Source organism: Micromonospora sp. NPDC023869 (assembly GCF_055559695.1).
The window spans coordinates 20747-40047 of sequence record NZ_JBVHKD010000015.1 but is presented as its reverse complement, the minus strand read 5'-3'; the positions used below and the strand labels follow the sequence as shown (position 1 = coordinate 40047).

Annotated in this window: 15 protein-coding genes; 1 reads left to right on the top strand and 14 read right to left on the bottom strand. The window is 73.7% G+C overall.

The genetic code is table 11. The features are described from left to right. Positions 1–129: 129 nt before the first annotated feature. From ACZ31C_RS28840 to ACZ31C_RS28800, 9 genes are all read right to left on the bottom strand, one after another. Positions 130–984 carry a shikimate dehydrogenase gene (locus ACZ31C_RS28840; protein WP_465797974.1) on the bottom strand — a complete coding sequence of 285 codons (855 nt, stop codon included), beginning with the start codon at positions 982–984 and terminating at the stop codon, positions 130–132. Then, the gene (gene mltG / locus ACZ31C_RS28835; RefSeq protein WP_465797973.1) at positions 981–2177 is read right to left on the bottom strand and encodes an endolytic transglycosylase MltG; all 1197 of its coding nucleotides are present in this window, start codon (positions 2175–2177) and stop codon (positions 981–983) included. The genes ACZ31C_RS28840 and mltG overlap by 4 nt, the downstream gene beginning before the upstream one ends. Continuing rightward, entirely contained in the window at positions 2174–2635 is a 462-nt protein-coding gene (ruvX, locus tag ACZ31C_RS28830) for a Holliday junction resolvase RuvX (RefSeq protein WP_396751345.1), read from the bottom strand. Before ruvX ends, mltG begins: the two co-directional genes overlap by 4 nt. 73 nt (positions 2636–2708) lie before the next feature. Continuing rightward, complete coding sequence (gene alaS / locus ACZ31C_RS28825; RefSeq protein WP_465797972.1) at positions 2709–5387, bottom strand: alanine--tRNA ligase; 2679 nt, start codon at positions 5385–5387, stop codon at positions 2709–2711. Beyond that, on the bottom strand, positions 5384–5689 hold the full coding sequence (locus tag ACZ31C_RS28820) for a hypothetical protein (RefSeq protein ID WP_350695007.1): 306 nt from the start codon (positions 5687–5689) through the stop codon (positions 5384–5386). The genes alaS and ACZ31C_RS28820 overlap by 4 nt, the downstream gene beginning before the upstream one ends. A gap of 20 nt (positions 5690–5709) precedes the next feature. Further along, positions 5710–6171 (bottom strand): DUF948 domain-containing protein, encoded by a 462-nt coding sequence (locus ACZ31C_RS28815; protein WP_131055269.1) that lies wholly within the window; start codon positions 6169–6171, stop codon positions 5710–5712. A gap of 149 nt (positions 6172–6320) precedes the next feature. Beyond that, positions 6321–6947, bottom strand: a complete 627-nt coding sequence (locus tag ACZ31C_RS28810; protein WP_465798032.1) for a hypothetical protein — start codon at positions 6945–6947, stop codon at positions 6321–6323. Positions 6948–10486: 3539 nt separating this feature from the next. Beyond that, entirely contained in the window at positions 10487–12022 is a 1536-nt protein-coding gene (locus ACZ31C_RS28805; RefSeq protein WP_465797971.1) for a replication-associated recombination protein A, read from the bottom strand. Between the two features lie 75 nt (positions 12023–12097). Beyond that, entirely contained in the window at positions 12098–12304 is a 207-nt protein-coding gene (locus ACZ31C_RS28800; protein WP_117229288.1) for a hypothetical protein, read from the bottom strand. Between the two features lie 117 nt (positions 12305–12421). Here ACZ31C_RS28800 and ACZ31C_RS28795 point away from each other — a divergent pair, with 117 nt between their 5' ends. Then, positions 12422–13213 carry a GNAT family N-acetyltransferase gene (locus tag ACZ31C_RS28795; RefSeq protein ID WP_465797970.1) on the top strand — a complete coding sequence of 264 codons (792 nt, stop codon included), beginning with the start codon at positions 12422–12424 and terminating at the stop codon, positions 13211–13213. Here the strand turns inward: ACZ31C_RS28795 and ACZ31C_RS28790 are convergent. The 5 genes from ACZ31C_RS28790 to ACZ31C_RS28770 all read right to left on the bottom strand — a co-directional run bounded on the left by ACZ31C_RS28790 (position 13120) and on the right by ACZ31C_RS28770 (position 19123). Next, complete coding sequence (locus tag ACZ31C_RS28790) at positions 13120–14418, bottom strand: MFS transporter (RefSeq protein WP_465797969.1); 1299 nt, start codon at positions 14416–14418, stop codon at positions 13120–13122. The two genes, ACZ31C_RS28795 and ACZ31C_RS28790, sit on opposite strands and share 94 nt — an antisense overlap. Then, complete coding sequence (locus ACZ31C_RS28785) at positions 14415–15008, bottom strand: helix-turn-helix domain-containing protein (RefSeq protein WP_465797968.1); 594 nt, start codon at positions 15006–15008, stop codon at positions 14415–14417. Before ACZ31C_RS28785 ends, ACZ31C_RS28790 begins: the two co-directional genes overlap by 4 nt. An 88-nt stretch (positions 15009–15096) precedes the next feature. After that, positions 15097–15909: an SDR family oxidoreductase gene (locus ACZ31C_RS28780; protein WP_465797967.1), complete on the bottom strand. Its 813-nt coding sequence runs from the start codon at positions 15907–15909 to the stop codon at positions 15097–15099. 79 nt (positions 15910–15988) lie between these two features. Further along, the gene (aspS, locus tag ACZ31C_RS28775) at positions 15989–17794 is read right to left on the bottom strand and encodes an aspartate--tRNA ligase (RefSeq protein WP_465797966.1); all 1806 of its coding nucleotides are present in this window, start codon (positions 17792–17794) and stop codon (positions 15989–15991) included. A gap of 276 nt (positions 17795–18070) precedes the next feature. After that, positions 18071–19123: a S1 family peptidase gene (locus ACZ31C_RS28770; protein ID WP_465797965.1), complete on the bottom strand. Its 1053-nt coding sequence runs from the start codon at positions 19121–19123 to the stop codon at positions 18071–18073. Positions 19124–19301: the final 178 nt, after the last annotated feature.

Below are 19301 nucleotides of genomic sequence, written 5' to 3'. Positions count from 1 at the left end.
ACCCGAAGCGACCCGGGCGGCGGTCAGCGCGGCGGTCAGGCGACCCGAGATGCGGTAAGCGCGCGACGGCCAAGCCGACCGCGCGACGGCCAGGCGGACCGGGCGACCGTCAAGCGGATCGCACGGCGGTCAGTCGACCCGAGCAGCGACCCGGGCGGCGGTCAGCGCGGCGGCCATCGCGGCTCGGGGCGCGGGGACGCCGGTGAACTGCTCGAACTGGCCTACCGCCTGGGCCAACAACAGGTCCAGGCCGGAGACGACCGGGCAGCCGGCGGCAGCGGCCGAGGCGGCCAGCGGGGTCGGCCACGGATCGTAGATGGCGTCGAAGAGCACCGTGCTGGGACGCCAGCGCACCACACCGGCAAGCTCGTCGGCAGCGCCCTTCGGCACCGTGGAGATCAGCAGGTCGACATCGGCCAACGCCGCCGCGTCCGCCCAGGGGGCGGCGGTGAGGGCCAGCCCCAGCGCGCTCGCCACCGGCACCAGCTCGTCGACCGCTGCCGTGCGACGGGCCACCACGGTCACCCCGGTCGCGCCCAGCCGAGCCGCCGCCGCCAGCGCCGCCCGCGCGGTGCCACCCGCACCCAGCACCGTGACGGCCGGCACCACGCCGGGGGCACTCGCGCCCACGCCTGCGGACGTCAGCACGTCGACCATGCCGGTGACGTCGGTGTTGTCCGCGTACCAGGTGCCGTCGGGACGGCGTACCAGCGTGTTGGCCGCGCCGACGGCGGCGGCGACCGGCGAGACCTCGGCGGCGACGGTCAGCGCCGCCTCCTTGCCGGGCATGGTCACCGACAGCCCGGCCCACTCCGGGCCCAGCCCGGCGACCAGGTCCGGCAACTCCGCCGCCGCGCACTCGATCCGGGTGTACGACCACCCGGTGAGCCCGGCGGCGGCGTACCCGGCGTTGTGGATCACCGGGGAGAGGGAGTGGGCGATCGGCTTGCCCAGCACTGCCGCCCGCCGTGGCGCCACCGTCACAGGACGCCGTTCTCCTTGGCCTTCTCGATGTTGCGCTCGTGCTGGCTGTAGTCCTTGGTGAAGGCGGAGTTGCCTTCCTTGTCGATCGCCACGAAGAAGAGCCAGTCACCGGCCGGCGGGTCCATCGCGCCTTCCAGCGCTTCCTTGCCCGGGTTGTTGATCGGCGTCGGGACCATGCCGCGCAACTTGCGGTTGTACGGGTTGTCCGGGTTGTCGAGGTCGCTGCGCGTCATCTGGCCAGAGGTCTTGCCCTCCTGCCCGATCGACTCGAAGTAGTAGTTGACCGTGACGTCCATCTCCAGGCAGTCACAGGGGAACGTGCCTGAGTAGACCCGGTTGTAGGCGACCCGGGCGACCCGACCGAGGTCCTTCTTGGTGCCGGCCTCGGCCTGGGCCAGCGACGCCACGATCAACGCCTCGTAGGGGCTGATCCCGCCGCGTTCCTTCTGCACCCGGTCGGCGAAGTCCATCTGCCCGGTGACGGAGAGGAAGTGGTCGACCATCTGCCCCAGGATCACCTCGGCGGTGGCGTTCGGCGGGATCTCGTAGGTGTCCGGGAAGAGGAAGCCCTCGATGGACTTGGTGACCTTCTTGCCGTCCTCGCGCTTGAACCACCAGTCCGGTACGCCGAGCTTCTCCGGGTCCTTGGCGGCGGCCTCGAACTCCTTGACCGGGATGTCGGTCTGGTCGCTGAGCAGCTTGAAGATGCTCTTGGCGGTGCGCCCCTCGGGGATGGTGAGCCCGTTGACGATCCGGTTCTGCGGGTCGAGCATCGCGGCCAGGGCGTTCGCGCCGCTCATCTCCTTGCGCAGCTTGTACGTGCCGGGCTGGATGTTGCGACTGCGGGAGTTGTCCTGCGCCGCCTCGACGAACGCCTTGGTGCTCTTGATCACGCCGGCGTCGCGGAGCACCACGGCCATGTCGGCCAGGAACGCGCCCTGCGGGATCTGGACCGTCACGTCCTCGGTGCCGTCGCCGTCGAAGTCCGGTGTGACGAAGTAGCTCTGGATCCGGTCGAAGCCGTAGAAGGCGCCGCCGCCGATGCCGCCGAGCAGCACCAGCGCCAGCATCAGGGCGAGGACTGTCTTGCCCTTACCGCCACCGGAACGGCCACCGCGCCGCCGTCCCCGACGGTGCTTGCCCTTCTCCCCCCGGTCCTGCTCGTCGAACCCGAGGTCCAGATCGTCAGTCATTCGGTCCGCCTCCGCTGCGCGTCCAGCCAGCTCTGCAGAATCTCCACCGCGGCGGCCTGGTCGACCACCGCCCGTTGTCTCTTCCCCCGGACACCGCGCTCGGCAAGCCTACGACTCGCCACGACCGTGGACATCCTCTCGTCAGTCAGCGTCACCGGAACAGGCGCTATCACATCGGCCAGTTGTCGAGAGTACGCCTTCACGTGTTCCGCTGCGGGGCCGTGTTTACCCGCCAGGTTCACCGGTAGGCCCACGACCACCTCGACCGCCTCGTGCTCGGCGACCAGTGCGGCCACCTCCGCCATGTCCCTCGGCACCGCGTCTGAGCTGGGATTCTGCTCCCGCGAGAGGGTGACCAGAGGGGTGGCGAGAACCCCGTGCGGATCCGACCGGGAGACCCCGATCCGCACCTGTCCGACGTCCACGCCCAACCGCACACCCCGGGACAACCCGGTCACGCTTCGTCACCTCGCCCGATATACACGGCAGGGCGGACCTGCGCGGCCCGCCCTGCCCTGAGGTTCTGAGGACTCACGCCTCGGCGACCGCCTTCTCCACCGTGAGCAACAGTGTGGGGACCTCCGAGGCCGGCTGCCCACCGCCCTGGGCCAGGTCCGGACTGCCACCACCCCGCCCGGAGAACGCCGCCTTGACCAGGTCGTTCGCGGCGAGGCCACGGTTGCGGGCGGCCGAGTTCACCGCCACCACCAGGGACGCCTTCCCGTTCGCGCGGGCCGCCACCGCGACCACGCCCGGCCGGGCCGCGTCGATCCGGCCCCGGATCTCCTGGGCCAGCGTGCGGACGTCGTTGCCGGCCGCCCCTTCGGGCGCCTCGATGCCGACGTAGGCCACCCCGCGCACGTCCCGGGCCTGCGCGGCGAACGCCGCCGCACCGCCGAGTACGAGCTGGGCGCGCAGCTTCTCCAACTCCTTCTCCGCGTCGCGGAGCTGGGTCACCGTCTGCTCGACCCGGTCCGCCACCTGCTCGGAGGGGACTCGGTACAGCTCGGCGAGCCGGGACACCAGCAGGTGCTCACGGGCCAGGAAGTTGAACGCGTCCATGCCGACCAGCGCCTCGACCCGGCGTACGCCAGAACCGATGGACGACTCCGAGAGGATCTTGACCAGGCCGAGCTGGCCGGAGCGGGCCACGTGGGTACCGCCGCACAGCTCCCGGGCGTAGTCGCCGACCTCGACCACCCGGACCTGGTCGCCGTACTTCTCGCCGAACAACGCCATGGCGCCGATCCGGCGCGCCTCCTCCAGCGAGGTGACGAAGGCGTGCACCTCCAGGTCTGCCAGGAGCACCTCGTTGACCTGCTGCTCCACGTCGCGCAGCACGCTCGGCGCCACCCCGGTGGCGGTGTTGAAGTCGAACCGCAGCCGACCCGGGGCGTTCAGCGAACCGGCCTGGGTGGCGGACTCGCCGAGGAAGTTCCGCATGGTCTGGTGCACCAGGTGGGTCGCGGTGTGCGACCGGGAGATGGCCCGCCGACGACTGGTGTCGATCTCGGCGTACCCGGTCTCGCCGGCCCGCACCTCGCCCCGGACCACCCGGGCCCGGTGCACGATCAGCCCCGGCACCGGCTGCTGCACGTCGAGCACCTCGACCTGCCCGCCACCGACGGTGATCATGCCGACGTCGGGCTGCTGCCCGCCGCCCTCGGCGTAGAACGGCGTGGTGTCCAGGACCAGTTCGACCAGGTCACCCTCGACCGCCGCCGCGCGCGGCCCGTCGGTGCCGAGCACCGCCCGCACCGTCGACTCGCGGGAGACCTCGGTGTACCCGGTGAAGGTCACCGGTCCACCGGCGTCGAGCACCGACCGGTACGCCGACAGGTCGGTGTGCCCGGTCTTACGCGCCAGCGCGTCGGCCTTGGCCCGGGACCGCTGGTCGGCCATCAGCCGCCGGAAGCCCTCCTGGTCGACGTCGAGGCCCTGCTCGGCCGCGATCTCCAGGGTCAGGTCGATCGGGAAGCCGTACGTGTCGTGCAGTTGGAACGCCTTGTCACCGGTGAGCGCCGGCTGGCCCGCCGACTTCGTCTCGGTGATCGCGGTGTCCAGGATCGTGGTGCCCGCCCGCAGGGTCGCCAGGAAGGCGTCCTCCTCCGCGTACGCGTACGCGGAGATCCGGTCGAAGTCGGCGGCCAGCTCCGGGTACGACGGGGCCATGCAGTCCCGGGCCACCGGCAGCAGCTCGGGCAACGCCCGCTCCTGCCAGCCGAGCAGCCGCACCGCGCGGATCGCCCGGCGCATGATCCGCCGCAGCACGTAGCCACGGCCCTCGTTGGACGGGGTCACCCCGTCACCGATCAGCATCAACGCGGTACGCACGTGGTCGGCGACCACCCGCAGCCGGACGTCGTCGGGGTGCGACTGGTTCGCCGCGTGCCCGGAGTGCGCGCCGTACCGCTTGCCGGTCAGCTCGGCGGCGCGGTCCAGGATCGGCCGGACCTCGTCGATCTCGTACAGGTTGTCGACGCCCTGCAGGATGGAGGCCATCCGCTCCAGGCCCATGCCGGTGTCGATGTTCTTCTTCGGCAGCTCACCGACGATCCGGAACTGCTCCTTGTTGAGCACGTCCGCGATCTCGTACTGCATGAAGACGAGATTCCAGAACTCCAGGAACCGGTCCTCGTCGACCTCCGGGCCGCCCTCGGCGCCGTACTCCGGCCCCCGGTCGTAGTACAGCTCGGAGCAGGGGCCGGCCGGGCCGGGAATGCCCATCGACCAGAAGTTGTCCTTCTTGCCCCGACGCACGATCCGCTCCGCCGGCACGCCGGTACGCAGCCAGATGTCCCGCGCCTCGTCGTCGTCCAGGTAGACCGTCGCCCAGATCCGCTCCGGATCCAGCCCGAAGCCACCGGCCTCGACCGACTTGGTCGCCAACTCCCAGGCGAACGGGATCGCCCCGTCCTTGAAGTAGTCGCCGAAGGAGAAGTTGCCGTTCATCTGGAAGAACGTGCCGTGCCGGCTGGTCTTGCCGACCTCGTCGATGTCCGGCGTACGGATGCACTTCTGCACGCTCACCGCGCGGGAGAACGGCGGCGTCTGCTGGCCCAGGAAGTACGGGACGAACTGCACCATGCCGGCGTTGACGAACAGCAGGTTCGGGTCGTTGATGGCGGGCAGCGGAGCGGACGGCACCACGGCATGGCCGTTCGCCTCGAAGTGGGCGAGATACCGCCGCTTGATCTCCGCCGTCTTCATCGCTGGGGTTCCTCCGGAAAGATGTCTCTGTCACCGATACGCGGCTCGTCGCGCACCTCGGCGAACTGGTCGTCGAACGCCTCGCCCTGGGCGAACGCCTCGTGGATCTCGTGTTCCCGCTCGGCCATCCCGGCGCGTACGTCCGCCACGAAGCTACGCAGTTCCTCGACCAGACCGCCAGCGGATTGTGACAGGTTGTCGGCGATGCCCGCCGGAGTGTAGGCGTGCGCGGCACGGGTCGCCTGGCGCACCACCACCACGCCGACGGCCAGACCGATACCCAGCCAGAACAGCCGCTTCATGCTCGTACCTCCGCCGTCGGTCAGCGGTTGCCGCGCCGGGCGGCGCGCCGCTGGGACTTGATGGTGTCGCGGACCTCGCGCTCGGTCTCGGCGCTGCGCCGGGCCGAGGCGGCCTTGCGCACGCCGTAGCCGAAGGCGGCCACCTTGACCAGCGGGTTGGCGGCGGCGGCCGAGACGACGGTGACCAGGTTGGCGACGTTGGCGCTGATGTTCTGCGCGTGACTGGTCATGGTGTCGACCTTGGCGAGCTGGAGGTTCACGCCGTCGAGTGACGTCTGCACCTGTTCGAGGGTGACGTTGACGTTCCGCACGGTGGTGTTGACGTCACCGAGCAACGGGCCGGTCCGGTCGTTGAGGTCGTTGATCATCTGGGTGGTCGCGTCCACGGTGTGCCGCAGCCGCAGGATGGGCAGCGTCAGGATCAGCACCAGCATCGCGAACGCGATAGCCGCGATCAATGCCGCGACCTCCAAAAAGCCCACGCCTGTCCTCCTCAACACGGTCCCGGGACATCACGGCCCACGAGACGTACGACCTTCTCGCCCAACGCCGTCACCGGTGGCCCGCCCCGCGCCTTCGGCAGCGGGCGGGCCGCCAGATGCAGACCCTACCGTCCGTGATGACAATCGGCTCAGGACGGTGGTGACGGCGTCAACTCGCCCAGCGGATCCTCGGTCAGCGTCGGGTAGGGATCCTCACCGGTCAGTGACGGATCGGTTTCCGGCTGTGGCCTGGTCCGCTCGTCGTCGATCGCGTTGCGGACCTTCACCGACACCAACGAACCGGAGCACTCTTCGGCTGCGGTCGACGGGTCGAGCGAGGGTACGACCGCCGGCTCACCGTCCACCGGCGGCGGTACGCAGGTCGGCTCCCGGACCCACAGGTCCAGCGTCAACTCGTCCCGCCGCCAGCAGGTGTAGCTGCCCTTCTCCTCCTGCTCCGGGCAGTACGCGGGCCGCCAGGGCTGCCAGCCGTCGCGGCTCAGCGCGGCCTCGTACACCTGGGCGGTCTCATCCGGCGACCGCTCGGAGGTGACGGTCCGCTCGCGCAGCCGGCAGTCGAGCAGGCACCAGCGGCTGCCGCTGGTGAAGTCCTCCGGCTGCGCCGCGGCCCACTCCGGCACCTCCAGTTCGTCGAGCGAGACGAAGACCGGGTCCCGGTTCATCGCCTGCACGCCGAAGAAGGCCGGTACGCCAGCCAACAGGAGCACGCTGACCAGGGCCAACAGCAGCGTACGGCGACGCTGACCGGCACCGATCTGCCGACGAGTCTCCGGGTCGGCGTCCGCTGCCTCGTCGTCGGGACGGTCACCGTCGGAGTCGTCCGGGTCGGTGGGTCGCCGTACCGCCGCATCGGGTGCGGGCCGGGGCCCGGTCGGGTCGGCGGACGGCACCACGGCGGCAGCCCGGGCCACCGCCGGCGCCTCCCCGGCGCGGGGTGGCGGGGGCACCGGTGCGGCACCGGACGGTTCCGGGCGGGCCGGGTCCCGTTGGGGCGGAGCGGCCCGACCGGACGGCCGGTCGTCGGGGCGTGGGGCCGACGCGGCGGCGCGGGCCACCGCGGCCGGCGGTTCGCCGGGACCTGCGGCGGGCGGCGACGGGTGGCCGGCAACAGCACCGCCCGCCGGGCCGGCGTCCGGCCTCCCTTGCCCACCGTCAGATCGTCCCGGACCAGCGTCAGGTCGTCCCGGACCACCATCGGGTCGTCCCGGACCAGCGTCAGGCCGTGCCGGACCGGCCTCGGGCCGTGCCGGAGCGCCGTCGGGGCGACGAGGACCGCCGTCGGGGCGCGCCGGGCCGCCGTCGGGGCGGCGCGGTCCCCCCTCCGGGTGGGTCGGGCCAGCGGGCCGGGCGGCACCGCGAGCGGGTCCCGGTGGCATGCCGCCGGGACGGACCGGTCCCGCGCCGGGGCCTGCCGCCATCGTGTCGGGGCCCGCCGCACCACGCGGGGGCGCGCCGTCCGGAGGCACCGGTCCGCGCGGCGGAGGACCGACGTCGGGGGGTACGGCACCACGCGCGGGCGCGCCGTCCGGAGGCACCGGACCTCGCGGCGCACCGGCGTCCGGGGGCAGCGGTCCACGCGACGAAGGACCGACCTCGGGGCGGGCGGTCCCACGCGGCGGACCAGGCGGCATGCCGTCCGTCGGCGCGGTGCCGCGCGGCGGACCGGCCGGACCACCGTCCGGGTGACCGGTCGGCCGGGAACGGCCGGTGGGCGCCTCGGGTCCAGGTCGGCCGGTTGCCGCCCCTGGGCCCGCCGGGCCGGGCCCGCCGGGCGGTTCGGCCCGGCCCCGCCCGGCCGGCGGCCCATCGGGTCGGCCACGTTCGGCCGGCGGTCCGTCGGGTCGACCACGTTCGGCAGGTGGTCCGTCGGGTTGACCGCGATCGGTGGGCGCACCGTCAGGTCGACCACGGTCGGTCGGCGGTGCGTCGGGGCGGCCGCCCCCGGGGCGTACCGGCGCGGAGTTGCCGGCTCCCGGGATGGCCGCGGCGGGCCAGCCGGGGATCCCGCCCGGTTCGGTCTGGTCGTCCGGCATCGCGCGGGCGGAGCCGTCCGCGTCACGACGACCACCGAGCATCGCCGTACCGCCGGACGGGGTGCCGCCCGTGTGCCTAGCCGGACCACCGGGCGGGGTGCCGGGCCGCCGCTTGACCGTCGGTAGTGCCGGATCGGTGTGGTGTCCGCGTCCGGCCTGCCGCAGCCAGTCGGCCGGCCGTTCCGGACGCCCGGCCCGACCGTCACCGGGCCGGGCCGCGAACGGCCGTTCACCCGTGTCGCCGGGCCGCGACGCCAAGGGCCGCTCACCGGTGTCACCCGACCGTGCGGCGAACGGTCGTTCACCGGTGTCGCCGGGACGGACCGTGAACGGTCGCTCGCCAGTGTCGCCGGGCCGGGCCGCGAACGGTCGCTCGCCGGTGTCGCCGGTCGCGGGAGCGCGTCCGGATTCGTCGGCGGCCCGCCGGCCCTGGGACGGCGCCTCTTCGGTGTCGGCCGCGCGGCGGCTGCGTACCGGCGTCTCGGTCGGCTCGGCGGACCGGCGGCCGGCCGGTGGCGTCGCCGGTTCCTCCGGCGCGGCGCGGCGGCCCCGGAACGAGCCGTCGGCACGCTCGGGCGTCGCGGTGCGAGCCTCCGGCGGGGTGACGGGCATCGCCGACGGGTCGCCGGACGGCACTCCGGGGATGGCCGGCGCGTTGCCGGACAGCGGGACGATCGGTTGTTCTTCCTCGGGCTCGGCGGCGCGGCGCCGTCCACCCCGACGGCCGCCCGCCGGCACGGCGGAGGGCCCACCGGGGACGGCGGGACCACCGGTCGGCCCCGCCACGCCCGATAGCGACGGGCGGGTACCCGCGTCGGTGTCCGGCCCGCTCCCGTCCGCCGCTCGGCGGCCCCGACGGGGCACCGGGCCGGTGGTGTCGGGCGCAGGCGCGCCGACCTGATGCGGCACGGCCGGATGGGTGGGACCGTCGGTCGCGTGCGGCGCGGTCGGGCGGGGCCCGGCGGGGCCACCGAAGCGTCCCGCCCGGCCGCCGGCGGTCACGTCGGGGTCGGTGTGGTCAGCGGTACGCGGACCCGCGCCCGACTCCGGCGGCGTCGTGCCCCGTTGGGGACCGCGCGGGACGGTCCGGCGCGCGCTGGCCGGAATCCCGCCGGGCCGACCGGAGGGGTTCCGCCGTGGCGTGGCCTGGTTCGGCGCGGGGCCGGTCGGTCCACCGGTCCCGCCCGCGACCTGGCCGGTCGACGTACCCGGGACCTGGCCGCTCGGCACACCCGGGACCTGGCCGGTCGGCGCACCGGAGACCGGGCCGCCCGGCGCTCCCGAGACGGGCTCGGCGGGCCCGGGACGCCCTCGCCAGCCCGGCGGACCGCCCGCGTCGGCGGCCGACCAACCACCGGTCGGCTCGCCCGTCGGGCCGGCTTCCCGTCGACCGCCGGACGGCGGCGGATTCGGAGCACGGTCGCCAGGACCCGCAGGCGTCGGACCGGCGGCGAACGGCGGACCGCTCGGCGCACGATCGCCGGGACCCGTAGCCGACGGACCGGCGGCGAAGGGCGGCCCCCCGCCTGGACCCGGGGCCGACGGACCGCCCGTGAAGGGCGGCCCACCTGGCGCACGGTCGCCCGGCCCAGCGGGCGGCCGGGGGCCGGGGGCCGGCGGCGCAGCGGGCGGCCGGGGGCCGGGGGCCGGCGGCGCAGCGGCAGGAGGCCGGGGCCCGGCAGCGGGCGGAGCAGCGTGCGGCGGCGGACCAGCGTGGGACGGCGGACCGGCGGGCGGAGCAGCGTGCGGCGGCGGGCCGGCGGGCGGCCGGGGGGCCGGTGCGCCCGGCCACGGCCCGTCGGCCGGGCGGGAGCGTGGTGGTTCGGTCGGCAGCCGGCGTGGCGGCGTGGCCGGGGGTCCGACGGCCGGATCCGGCCCACCGGGGCCGGACGGCATCGGGGCCCGGCCACCGGGAGGCGGCGGCGGGACCGACCCGGACAGTGGCGGCGGGGCGGACCCGGGCGGTGGCGCCGGGCGCCCGGCGGGCGGCTGGCCCGGACGGACCGGAGGCACCTGGCCGGGCCGGTCGGTGACCGGCGGCGCGGACGGGCCGGGGCGGGCGCCGGGGCCGTCCGGAACCGGGGCGACCCCGTCCGGGCCCAGTTCGCCGCGCTGCTGCTTGGCCGAGCGCAGGTCGTCGATCCAGCCGAAGTCCTCACCGGCGGCCGGTTCCTCCGGAGCGGCCTCGGGTTTGCTCCGGCCCCAGCGGCGGGCCTTGGGACGCCGTTCGTCCGGGCCGTCCTCCGGTCGCTCCGACGATTTCACTGTTGACCCTTCCCGTCGGCGCTGCGGCCGACCTCATCCGCCGCGTGGGCGTCCGTGACCGTGGACGGACCGCCGTCGACTCCGGACGGCGGCGTCTCGGCCCGACCCGTCGTCGCCCGGTCGGCCGTGGTCTCCGCCGGTACGCGGGCGGGCGCGGGCAGCCCGCGGACGATCCGGCGCAGCAGTGGCAGCCGGGTGGCCACCGATCGTTCCGCACCGTGTTGGCTCGGCTGGTAGTAGTCGGCGCCGACCAGGTCGTCCGGCGCGTACTGCTGGGTGAGCACGCCCCGCTGGTCGTCGTGCGGGTAGCGGTATCCGATGCCGTGGCCGAGCCCTCGGGCACCGGCGTAGTGGCCGTCGCGCAGACCGCGCGGGACCGGGCCGCCCCGACCGGCCCGTACGTCGGCGATCGCCGCGCCGATCGCGGTGGTGGCCGAGTTCGACTTGGGGGCGGTGGCCAGGTGGATCACCGCCTGGGCGAGGTTGAGCTGGACCTCGGGCAGCCCGACGTACTCGACGGCGTGCGCGGCGGCGGTGGCGACGCCGAGGGCGCTCGGATCGGCCATGCCGACGTCCTCGCTGGCGAAGATGACCAGCCGACGGGCGATGAACCGGGCGTCCTCACCGGCGACCAGCATCCGGGCCAGCCAGTGCAGCGCGGCGTCCACGTCCGACCCCCGCATGCTCTTGATGAACGCGCTGGTCACGTCGTAGTGGGCGTCACCGGCCCGGTCGTAGCGCACGGCTGCGGTGTCCACCGCCCGCTCGGCGGTGGCCAGGTCGATCCGGCCGGTGCCCAGTGCGGTCGCCGACCCGGCCGCCGCCTCCAGCGCGGTGAGCGCCTTGCGGACGTCCCCACCGGCCAGCCGGACCAGATGGTCCTCCGCCTCCGGTTCGCAGTCGAGCGCGCCGCCGAGGCCACGCTCGTCGGTCAGGGCGCGACGCAGCAGTGCGCGGACCGCCGCGTCGTCGAGGGGCTGGAGGGTGAGCAGCACGCACCGGGACAGCAACGGGGAGATGACCGAGAAGTACGGGTTCTCCGTGGTGGCGGCGAGCAGGGTGACCGTACGGTCCTCGACGGCGGCGAGCAGGGAGTCCTGCTGGGTCTTGCTGAACCGGTGCACCTCGTCGATGAAGAGGACGGTCGGCGGGCCGCCGGTACGCCGCTGACGCCGGGCGGTGTCGATCACGGCCCGGACGTCCTTGACCCCGGCCGAGAGCGCCGACATGGCCACGAACCGCCGGTCGGTGGCGGCGGCCACCAGGTGGGCGATAGTCGTCTTGCCGCTGCCCGGCGGGCCCCAGAGGATGACCGACATCGGCGCGCTGCCGGCGACGAGTTGCCGCAGGGGCGCTCCCGGGGCGAGCAGGTGGTCCTGGCCGACGAGTTCGTCCAGGGTGGCCGGGCGCATCCGGACCGGAAGCGGCGCGTCCGGACCGACCGGGGTGAAGCCGCCGACGCCGTCGGAACCCGTCGGCGCACCGGGTGCGGCCGTGGGTTCACTGAGGGTGAACAGGGCGTCGGACTCCATCACCCGAACAGTACCGGGCTCGGCCGACAACGCCGGAATCGCGCTGCCGGCCGAGCCCGGGATGATCGTTCTCGGTCAGCCGCGCCCGGGTCGGCGGCCCCGGTACCAGCGGCCACCGCCGCCGCCCCGGCTGCCGAAGCCGGCCAGGTGGAGCGCGAGCAGCAGCAGGCCGATCAGCACGAGGGTGTTCCAGTTGAACAGATCCGGTGCTCCCAGTTTGCTGTCCAGCAGGTCGAGCAACAGGGCGAAGCCGAAGACCGCGGCGGCGGCGATGGCGAGCATGTCGTTCCTCCGGTGGGGTTCCAGTAGGTTCGGCGCGGGATGTACCCGATCGGTCGGCTCGCCAATCTCCACCGTGGATGCCGGCCGCCCCGCAGCGTGCCCACCTAGGCTGTTCCCGTGCTCATCGCTGCCGAGGCGCTGGTCGGCCGGGAGGCGATCCTGGCCGCCGTGGACCACCACCCCTTCTTTCGGCACACGGTGCCGCGCCACGCCCCGGTGCGCGGTTGGCGACACGACGGGGCGGTGTGCTGGCTGCTGTCGTCCGCCCGGTTGACGATCTGCGCCGCCGTCGGGGCGCCGGACGCCGCCGTCGAGTTGGTCGGCGCGCTCGCCGCGGAGCGGACGCTCGACCCGGGCCAGTGGGTGCACCTGCCCCGGCTGGATCCGGCCGCCGACCGCGCCGGTGCGGCCGTGGCGGCGTACCAGGACTGGGATTTCCTCTGGACGACCGGTGCGCCGCCGCCGCAGCCCGGCGAGGAGCGGGTGGTCCGCCTGCGCGCGGCGGACCACCCGGCCCTGGCCGAGCTGATCGACGAGGCGTTCCCCACCAGTACGGCGCGGCCCGGCGGCACCGGGATCGTCGACTGGTACGGCGTCCGCGACGGCGACCGGCTGATCGCCGCCGGGGCCGACCGCACCCGCGAGGAGGTCGGTTTCCTGGCCGGGCTGGTGGTCGCCCCGACGCACCGCAACCGGGGGCTGGGCGCGGCGCTGACCGCCGGCATGACGCGGGCGTTGTCGTCCCGGTACGACACGGTGGCGCTGGGCGTCTATCCGGACAACGTCGGCGCGATCCGGCTGTACCGGCGGCTCGGCTACACCGGCGCCTTCCCGCTCACCTCGGTCCGCCTCGCCGGCGGGGCGGACCCCCCGCCGGACGCCTGGGTGGCCCGCCAGGCCGGCAGGTAGAGCGGCGCGGCCACGGCCAGCACCGCCGCGCCGACCAGCATCGCCGTGCCCACCCCGGCCCGGTCGCCGACGAAGCCGAGCACGACCCCGCCCAACGCCCCCGCCGGCATGGCCACCATCGAGTTCACCGAGATCACGCTGTTGCGGTAGGGACCGTCCACCTGCCGGTGCAGCAGTCCCATGTGCAGCGGATTGGACGCGCCGTGCACGGCGTAGCAGGCGAAGAAGGCGATCAGCACGCCGACCGGACCGGCGAACAGGGCCATGCCGACGACCGTGCCGCCCTGCACGATCCGCAGCAGGGCGGCACCGGGTGCGGCCCCCAGCCAGCGGATCAGCAGCGGGGTGAGCGCCGCACCACCGGCCGAGGCCAACCAGGCCACGGTGTTGGCCGGGCCGAGCAGGGCGGCGGCCCGGTCGGGGTCACCCACCACCTCGGCCAGCCGCACCGGCAGCAGACCCTCGAAGGTCATCATGCCGAAGCCCCAGAACAGCTCGACCGCGACCAACGCGAGCAGCACCCGGGACCGGCGCAGCAGGCCGAACGCCTCGCCCACCATGCGCGGCGCCGCGCGGACCGAGGACCGCAGCGCGCCCACGCCGGCCGCCGGTCGCTGTTCCACCAGCAGCGCCAGCAACGCCACCAGCGCGACCGCCTGCAACAGGACCGCGACCACGATCGGCGTGGTGAGCGCGCTGACCGGACCCACCGGGCCCAGGGCCACCAGCCCACCGCTGAGCAGGGCGCCGGCCGCCATCGACAGGCCGAGGACCGTGCCCCCCTGACCGAGCCCCTTCTCGTACGCGGCGTCCGGGTCGACGGCGAGCGTGCTGTTGACGTACCAGGACTCCAGCGGGCCGCTGTCCAGGGCACGGAACACGCCCTGCAACGCCCAGACGGCGGCCAGCAGGGCGAAGGAGTCGGCGATCACCAGCAGGGCCAGCGACACCAGCCCGACCACGTTCGCCACCACCAGCACCGGCCTGCTGCCCAGCGCGTCGGCGAACCCTCCGGTCGGCAGTTCCAGGGCGAGCACCACCGCCCCCTGGGCGGCGACGGCCAGGCCGATCTGGGTCAGGGTCAGGCCCCGCTCCTGCATGAGCAGGATGGTCACCGGGATCATCAGACCGACCGGCAGCCACCGGAGCCCGTGCAGGACCAGGAACCGACGGCGGATCTGGAGTACGGACAGGTCGCTCGTCACCGCTTCCCACCCATCAACAGCGGGTGGCTGGCCAGGACGATCTGCACCTGCTCGGCGTCGGGCACCTCGGGGTCCGCCTCGGCGTGGTAGCGCTGAAGGATCTGCAACAGTTCCGCCTGGAGTTCCTTGAGCCGGGCCGCCGGGATGGTCATGAAGACGTCGCTCATGCCGAAGGCTTCGCGCCACTCGGGCGACCACCGGTCGCGGACGGCGAACCATCGCTCCGCGTGCTCGACGAAGAGGCGTACCTGGTCGGCCTGGATCCACTCGATCGCGGCCCGCGCGTCCGGGTCGTCGTCGAAGTCGGTGCTCTCGAAGCTGCTGACGTCGTGCGCGGCCCGCCACCAGCGTTGCCGCCCGCTACCCCGGTCCGGCTCCTCGACGACCAGACCGACCTCGGCCAACTGGCGCAGGTGGTAGCTGGTCGCACCGGTGTTGGTGTCCAGCAGCTCGGCGAGGGTGGTGGCGGTCGCCGCCCCCTTCACCCGCAGCGCACCGAGCAGCCGGTTACGCAGCGGGTGCGCCAACGCCCGGACCTGCCGATGGTCGATCCGCACCCGTCGCGGTGCCGGCTTCTGCACGTCTCCCATGACCACACCGTAGCGGTGCACAGTTCTTATGCACAAGTATTGTGCATAGAGATCGTGCATCCAGACGGAGCGGTATTCGTGGTTCGACTCAGACGGCGAGAAGCTCGGTGACGCCACGCAACCGCGTTCGCAGGAGCGTGGCGGCGCGCGTGGAGTCCAGGCGCACCTCGCCGGGACGGAGCACCCCGGCGGCGGCCCCGGTGGTGGTCCGCAGGGCGCTCGGGTCCAGCCCGTCCCGCCGGGCCACCAGCAGACCCAGCTCGGCCCGGCTGACCGCATCGGCACCCGCCACGTTCAACGGACCGGCGTAGTCGGACTCCACCAGTTCGAGCACGGCCGCCGCCAGGTCGCCGACGTCCACCGGGCAGCGGAGTTCGTCACTGAACAGGGCGGCCCGCCCGGCCAGCGCGTCCCGGCAGAGCCGGATCTGCGGACTCCCCTCCCCCAGGATCAGCGAGGTACGCACCAGCACCGCGCCCGGGTCGACGGCCCGTACCGCCGTCTCGGCGGCCGCCTTCGCCGCACCGTACGGGTAGACCGGGCTGGGCGGGTCGTCGTCGGCGTACGCCTCGGGGCGGCCGGCGTGCAGCGCGTCGCTGGACAGGTGCACCAACCGCGCACCCACCTCGACGGCCGCGCAGGCGACATGGGCCGCCCCGTCGGCGGTGACCGCCCAGTCGGCGTACCGGTAGGGGGTGCCGACCACCGCGTCCGGGCGTACCCGGGTGACCAGCTCGCGCATGGCGGCCCGGTCGGTAACGTCGACCCGGTGTGACGCCACACCGGGGACCTCGACCTGCCCCGAGTGGTACGTGCCGACCACGTCCCACCCGGCAGCGACCGCCCGGCGGCACACCTCACGGCCGAGGAACCCGCTGCCACCCACCACCAGTAACCGCAACGGCCTGCTCCTCTGGACCGCTCCGCGACGCGTCGTGAGGTCGGCGGGGTGCTGCCCCACCGACCTCACGCGACGTCGGTCAGGTGGGGTCGGCGACCGGGGCGGCCGGGCCGGCGGTGCCGGTGTGCGGGACCTGGGCGGGCTTGGGCTTGGCGTCGATGCCGGCCTCGGCACGCTGCTGCCCGGTGATCGGGGTGGGCGCGCCGGTCAGCGGGTCGAAACCGCCCCGCGTCTTCGGGAAGGCGATGACCTCGCGGATCGAGTCGACACCGGCGAGCAGCATGCAGACCCGGTCCCAGCCGAACGCGATGCCGCCGTGCGGGGGCGGGCCGTAGCTGAACGCCTCCAGCAGGAAGCCGAACTTGTCCTGCGCCTCCTCGGGCGTGATGCCGAGCAGCTCGAAGACCCGCTGCTGCACGTCGCGGCGGTGGATACGGATCGAGCCGCCGCCGATCTCGTTGCCGTTGCAGACGATGTCGTACGCGTAGGCCAGCGCCCGGTCCGGCGCCTCCTCGAAGCGGTCCATCCACTCGGCGTTCGGCGAGGTGAACGGGTGGTGCACGGCCGTCCAGCCACCATCGTCCGTCTTCTCGAACATCGGGGCGTCCACCACCCAGCAGAACGCCCAGGCGCTCTCGTCGACCAGGCCGGCCCGCTTGGCGATCTCGATACGGGCCGCGCCGAGCAGTTCCTGGGCCTCACGGGCCTCCGGGCCGGCCGCGAAGAAGACGGCGTCGCCCGGCTTGGCGCCGACCGCGTCGGCCAGCCCGGCCAGGTGCTCGGCGGAGAGGTTCTTCGCCACCGGCCCGCGCGGCTCGCCGGTCTCGGCGTCCAGCACCACGTACGCCAGTCCCTTGGCGCCGCGCGCCTTGGCCCAGTCCTGCCAGCCGTCCAGCTCCTTGCGGGTCTGGCTCGCGCCGCCGGGCATCACCACCGCGCCGACGTAGCCGCCCGCGTCGATCGCCCCGGCGAAGACCCGGAACTGGGTGCCGCGCAGGTAGTCGGTCAGCTCGGTCAGCTCCACGCCGTAGCGCAGGTCCGGCTTGTCTGAGCCGTACCGGGCCATGGCGTCGTGCCAGGTGATCCGCGGGATCGGCCGGGGGATCTCGTACCCGGCCAGGTCGGACCAGAGGGCGGCGGCGATCTCCTCACCGAGGTCGATCACGTCGTCCTCGGTGACGAAGGACATCTCGATGTCGAGCTGGGTGAACTCCGGCTGCCGGTCGGCCCGGAAGTCCTCGTCGCGGTAGCAGCGGGCGATCTGGTAATACCGCTCCATGCCGCCGACCATGAGCAGCTGCTTGAACAGCTGCGGGGACTGCGGCAGCGCGTACCAGCTGCCGGGTTGCAGGCGGACCGGGACCAGGAAGTCGCGGGCGCCCTCCGGGGTGGACCGGGTCAGCGTCGGCGTCTCGATCTCCAGGAAGTCCCGCTCGTGCAGCACGCCACGGGCGAGCTGGTTGGCCCGGGACCGCAGGCGCATCGCGTGGGCCGGACCGCCCCGGCGCAGGTCGAGGTAGCGGTACTTCAGGCGGACGTCGTCGCCGGCCACCACCTGGTCGTCGATCGGCAGCGGCAACGGGGCGGCCTCGGAGAGCACGTCCAGCTCGGCGGCGGTCACCTCGATCTCGCCGGTGGGCAACTCCGGGTTCTCGTTGCCCTCCGGGCGGCGGGTGACCTCACCGACGACCTTCACGCAGTACTCGTTGCGCAACGCGTGCGCGTCCTCCTCGCGGAAGACCACCTGGACCACGCCGGAGGCGTCGCGCAGGTCGACGAAGATGACACCGCCGTGGTCGCGCCGGCGGGCCACCCACCCGGCGAGCGTCACCGTGGTGCCGGCGTCCGTCGCGCGCAGGCTGCCGGCGTCATGGGTACGGATCACGACGTGCGTCTCCCTCGTCTGGCTCTACGTCCGTTGCTCCCGGCATTCTGTCAGCCCGCACCCGCCCTCGTTCCCCGGGTGTAAGGAAGGGCCCCCTGTTAACGCCTCGTGCATAGCAGGGGTCCCCTGCTAACAGCAGCGCGCCGGGCGGCGTTAGCAGGGGACCCTTCCTATACCGCAGGCGTTAGCAGGGGACCCCTGCTTACAAGCCGGGCGGGCCGCCGGAGGAGGAATCCGGCGGCCCGCTGGCGGAGGAGAAGGTTTGCGGAAGGAGGATCAGTAGACGCTGACGCCGTACCGGCTCAGCACTGGCCCGATGGGCTGGAAGAAGGTGGTGCCGCCGATGCTGCAGTTGCCGCTGCCGCCGGAGGTGAGGCCGAGCGCGATGGTGCCACTGAACAGCGAGCCGCCACTGTCACCCGGCTGGGCGCAGATGTTGGTCCGGATCAGGCCGCGCACCTGGCCCTCGGCGTAGTTGACGGTGGCGTTGAGGGCGGTCACCGAGCCGCTGCGGACACCGGTGGTGCTGCCGGAACGCTGCGCCGACTGGCCGACGTACGCGTTGCCGGAAGCGGTGATCTCCCGGTAGGTGCCGTTGTGGAGGTAGACGTTGCCCGGCTGCACGACGCTCTGGTTGGCGTAGCGGACGATGCCGTAGTCGCTGCCCGGGAAGACGCTGCCGGTACGCGAACCGAGCAGCGCGGTCTGCGCCGAGTTGCTGTACCAGTTCGCGGCGATGTTGGTGCAGTGGCCGGCGGTCACGAAGTAGTAGGTGCTGCCGGCGCGCACGTTGAAGCCGAGCGAGCAGCGTCCGCCGCCCTGTGCGTAGATCGCCTCGCCACCGGAGATGCGGGTGCTCAGCACACCGGCCTGGGCCTCGATGCGGACGGCGCCGTTGGTGCGGGCGGCGGCGGCCTTGACCCGCTCCAGCTTGGCGCCGGTGACGGTGCTGTCGACGGAGACGACGACCTGGTTGGTGGCCGGGTCGGTCCACCAGGCGGTGCCCGGGATCGCGGCAGAACGCTCCAGCACGGCGGTGGCCCGGTTCAGCTCGGTGGCACCGCGCGTGACCAGCTTCGGGGTGGCGCCGGCGGCGGCCACCTGGCGGGCCGCGACGGCGTCGGTCACCGCGACGACCATGGCGCCGCTGGCGTCGGCGTAGGCGCCGGCCGCGCGGTCGCCGAGACGGTCGGCGAGGGCGGCCGCGGCGTCGGGTGTGGCGGACGCGGGCGCCGCCTGGGCCGGGGCGCCGGCCAGTACGCCGACGGCCAGGGTTCCGGCGGCGGCGACGGAGACGACGCGGCGAAGCATTGACCTTGTGGGTCGCATGTAACAGCCTCCCGGTAGGGGATTTCGCGCCCTGTCACGTCGACAGGGGCGGGGGCAACTCAGCCACCTGGGGAAATGGCCAAGCGAGGGAAAGTATTCACACATTTAAGATCGTCAACAACCCCCGAGTCCGGCCGAATCGACCAACCATCCCCAAGCAATCGCTGCGCAACATTGT

Bases quoted from the DNA above. Each gene is read 5' to 3' on its own strand.
- mltG (WP_465797973.1), bottom strand. From the start codon at position 2,177: ATGACTGACGATCTGGACCTCGGGTTCGACGAGCAGGACCGGGGGGAG.
- alaS (WP_465797972.1), bottom strand. From the start codon at position 5,387: ATGAAGACGGCGGAGATCAAGCGGCGGTATCTCGCCCACTTCGAGGCG.
- ACZ31C_RS28820 (WP_350695007.1), bottom strand. From the start codon at position 5,689: ATGAAGCGGCTGTTCTGGCTGGGTATCGGTCTGGCCGTCGGCGTGGTG.
- ACZ31C_RS28805 (WP_465797971.1), bottom strand. From the start codon at position 12,022: ATGGAGTCCGACGCCCTGTTCACCCTCAGTGAACCCACGGCCGCACCC.
- ACZ31C_RS28800 (WP_117229288.1), bottom strand. From the start codon at position 12,304: ATGCTCGCCATCGCCGCCGCCGCGGTCTTCGGCTTCGCCCTGTTGCTC.
- ACZ31C_RS28785 (WP_465797968.1), bottom strand. From the start codon at position 15,008: ATGGGAGACGTGCAGAAGCCGGCACCGCGACGGGTGCGGATCGACCAT.
- ACZ31C_RS28770 (WP_465797965.1), bottom strand. From the start codon at position 19,123: ATGCGACCCACAAGGTCAATGCTTCGCCGCGTCGTCTCCGTCGCCGCC.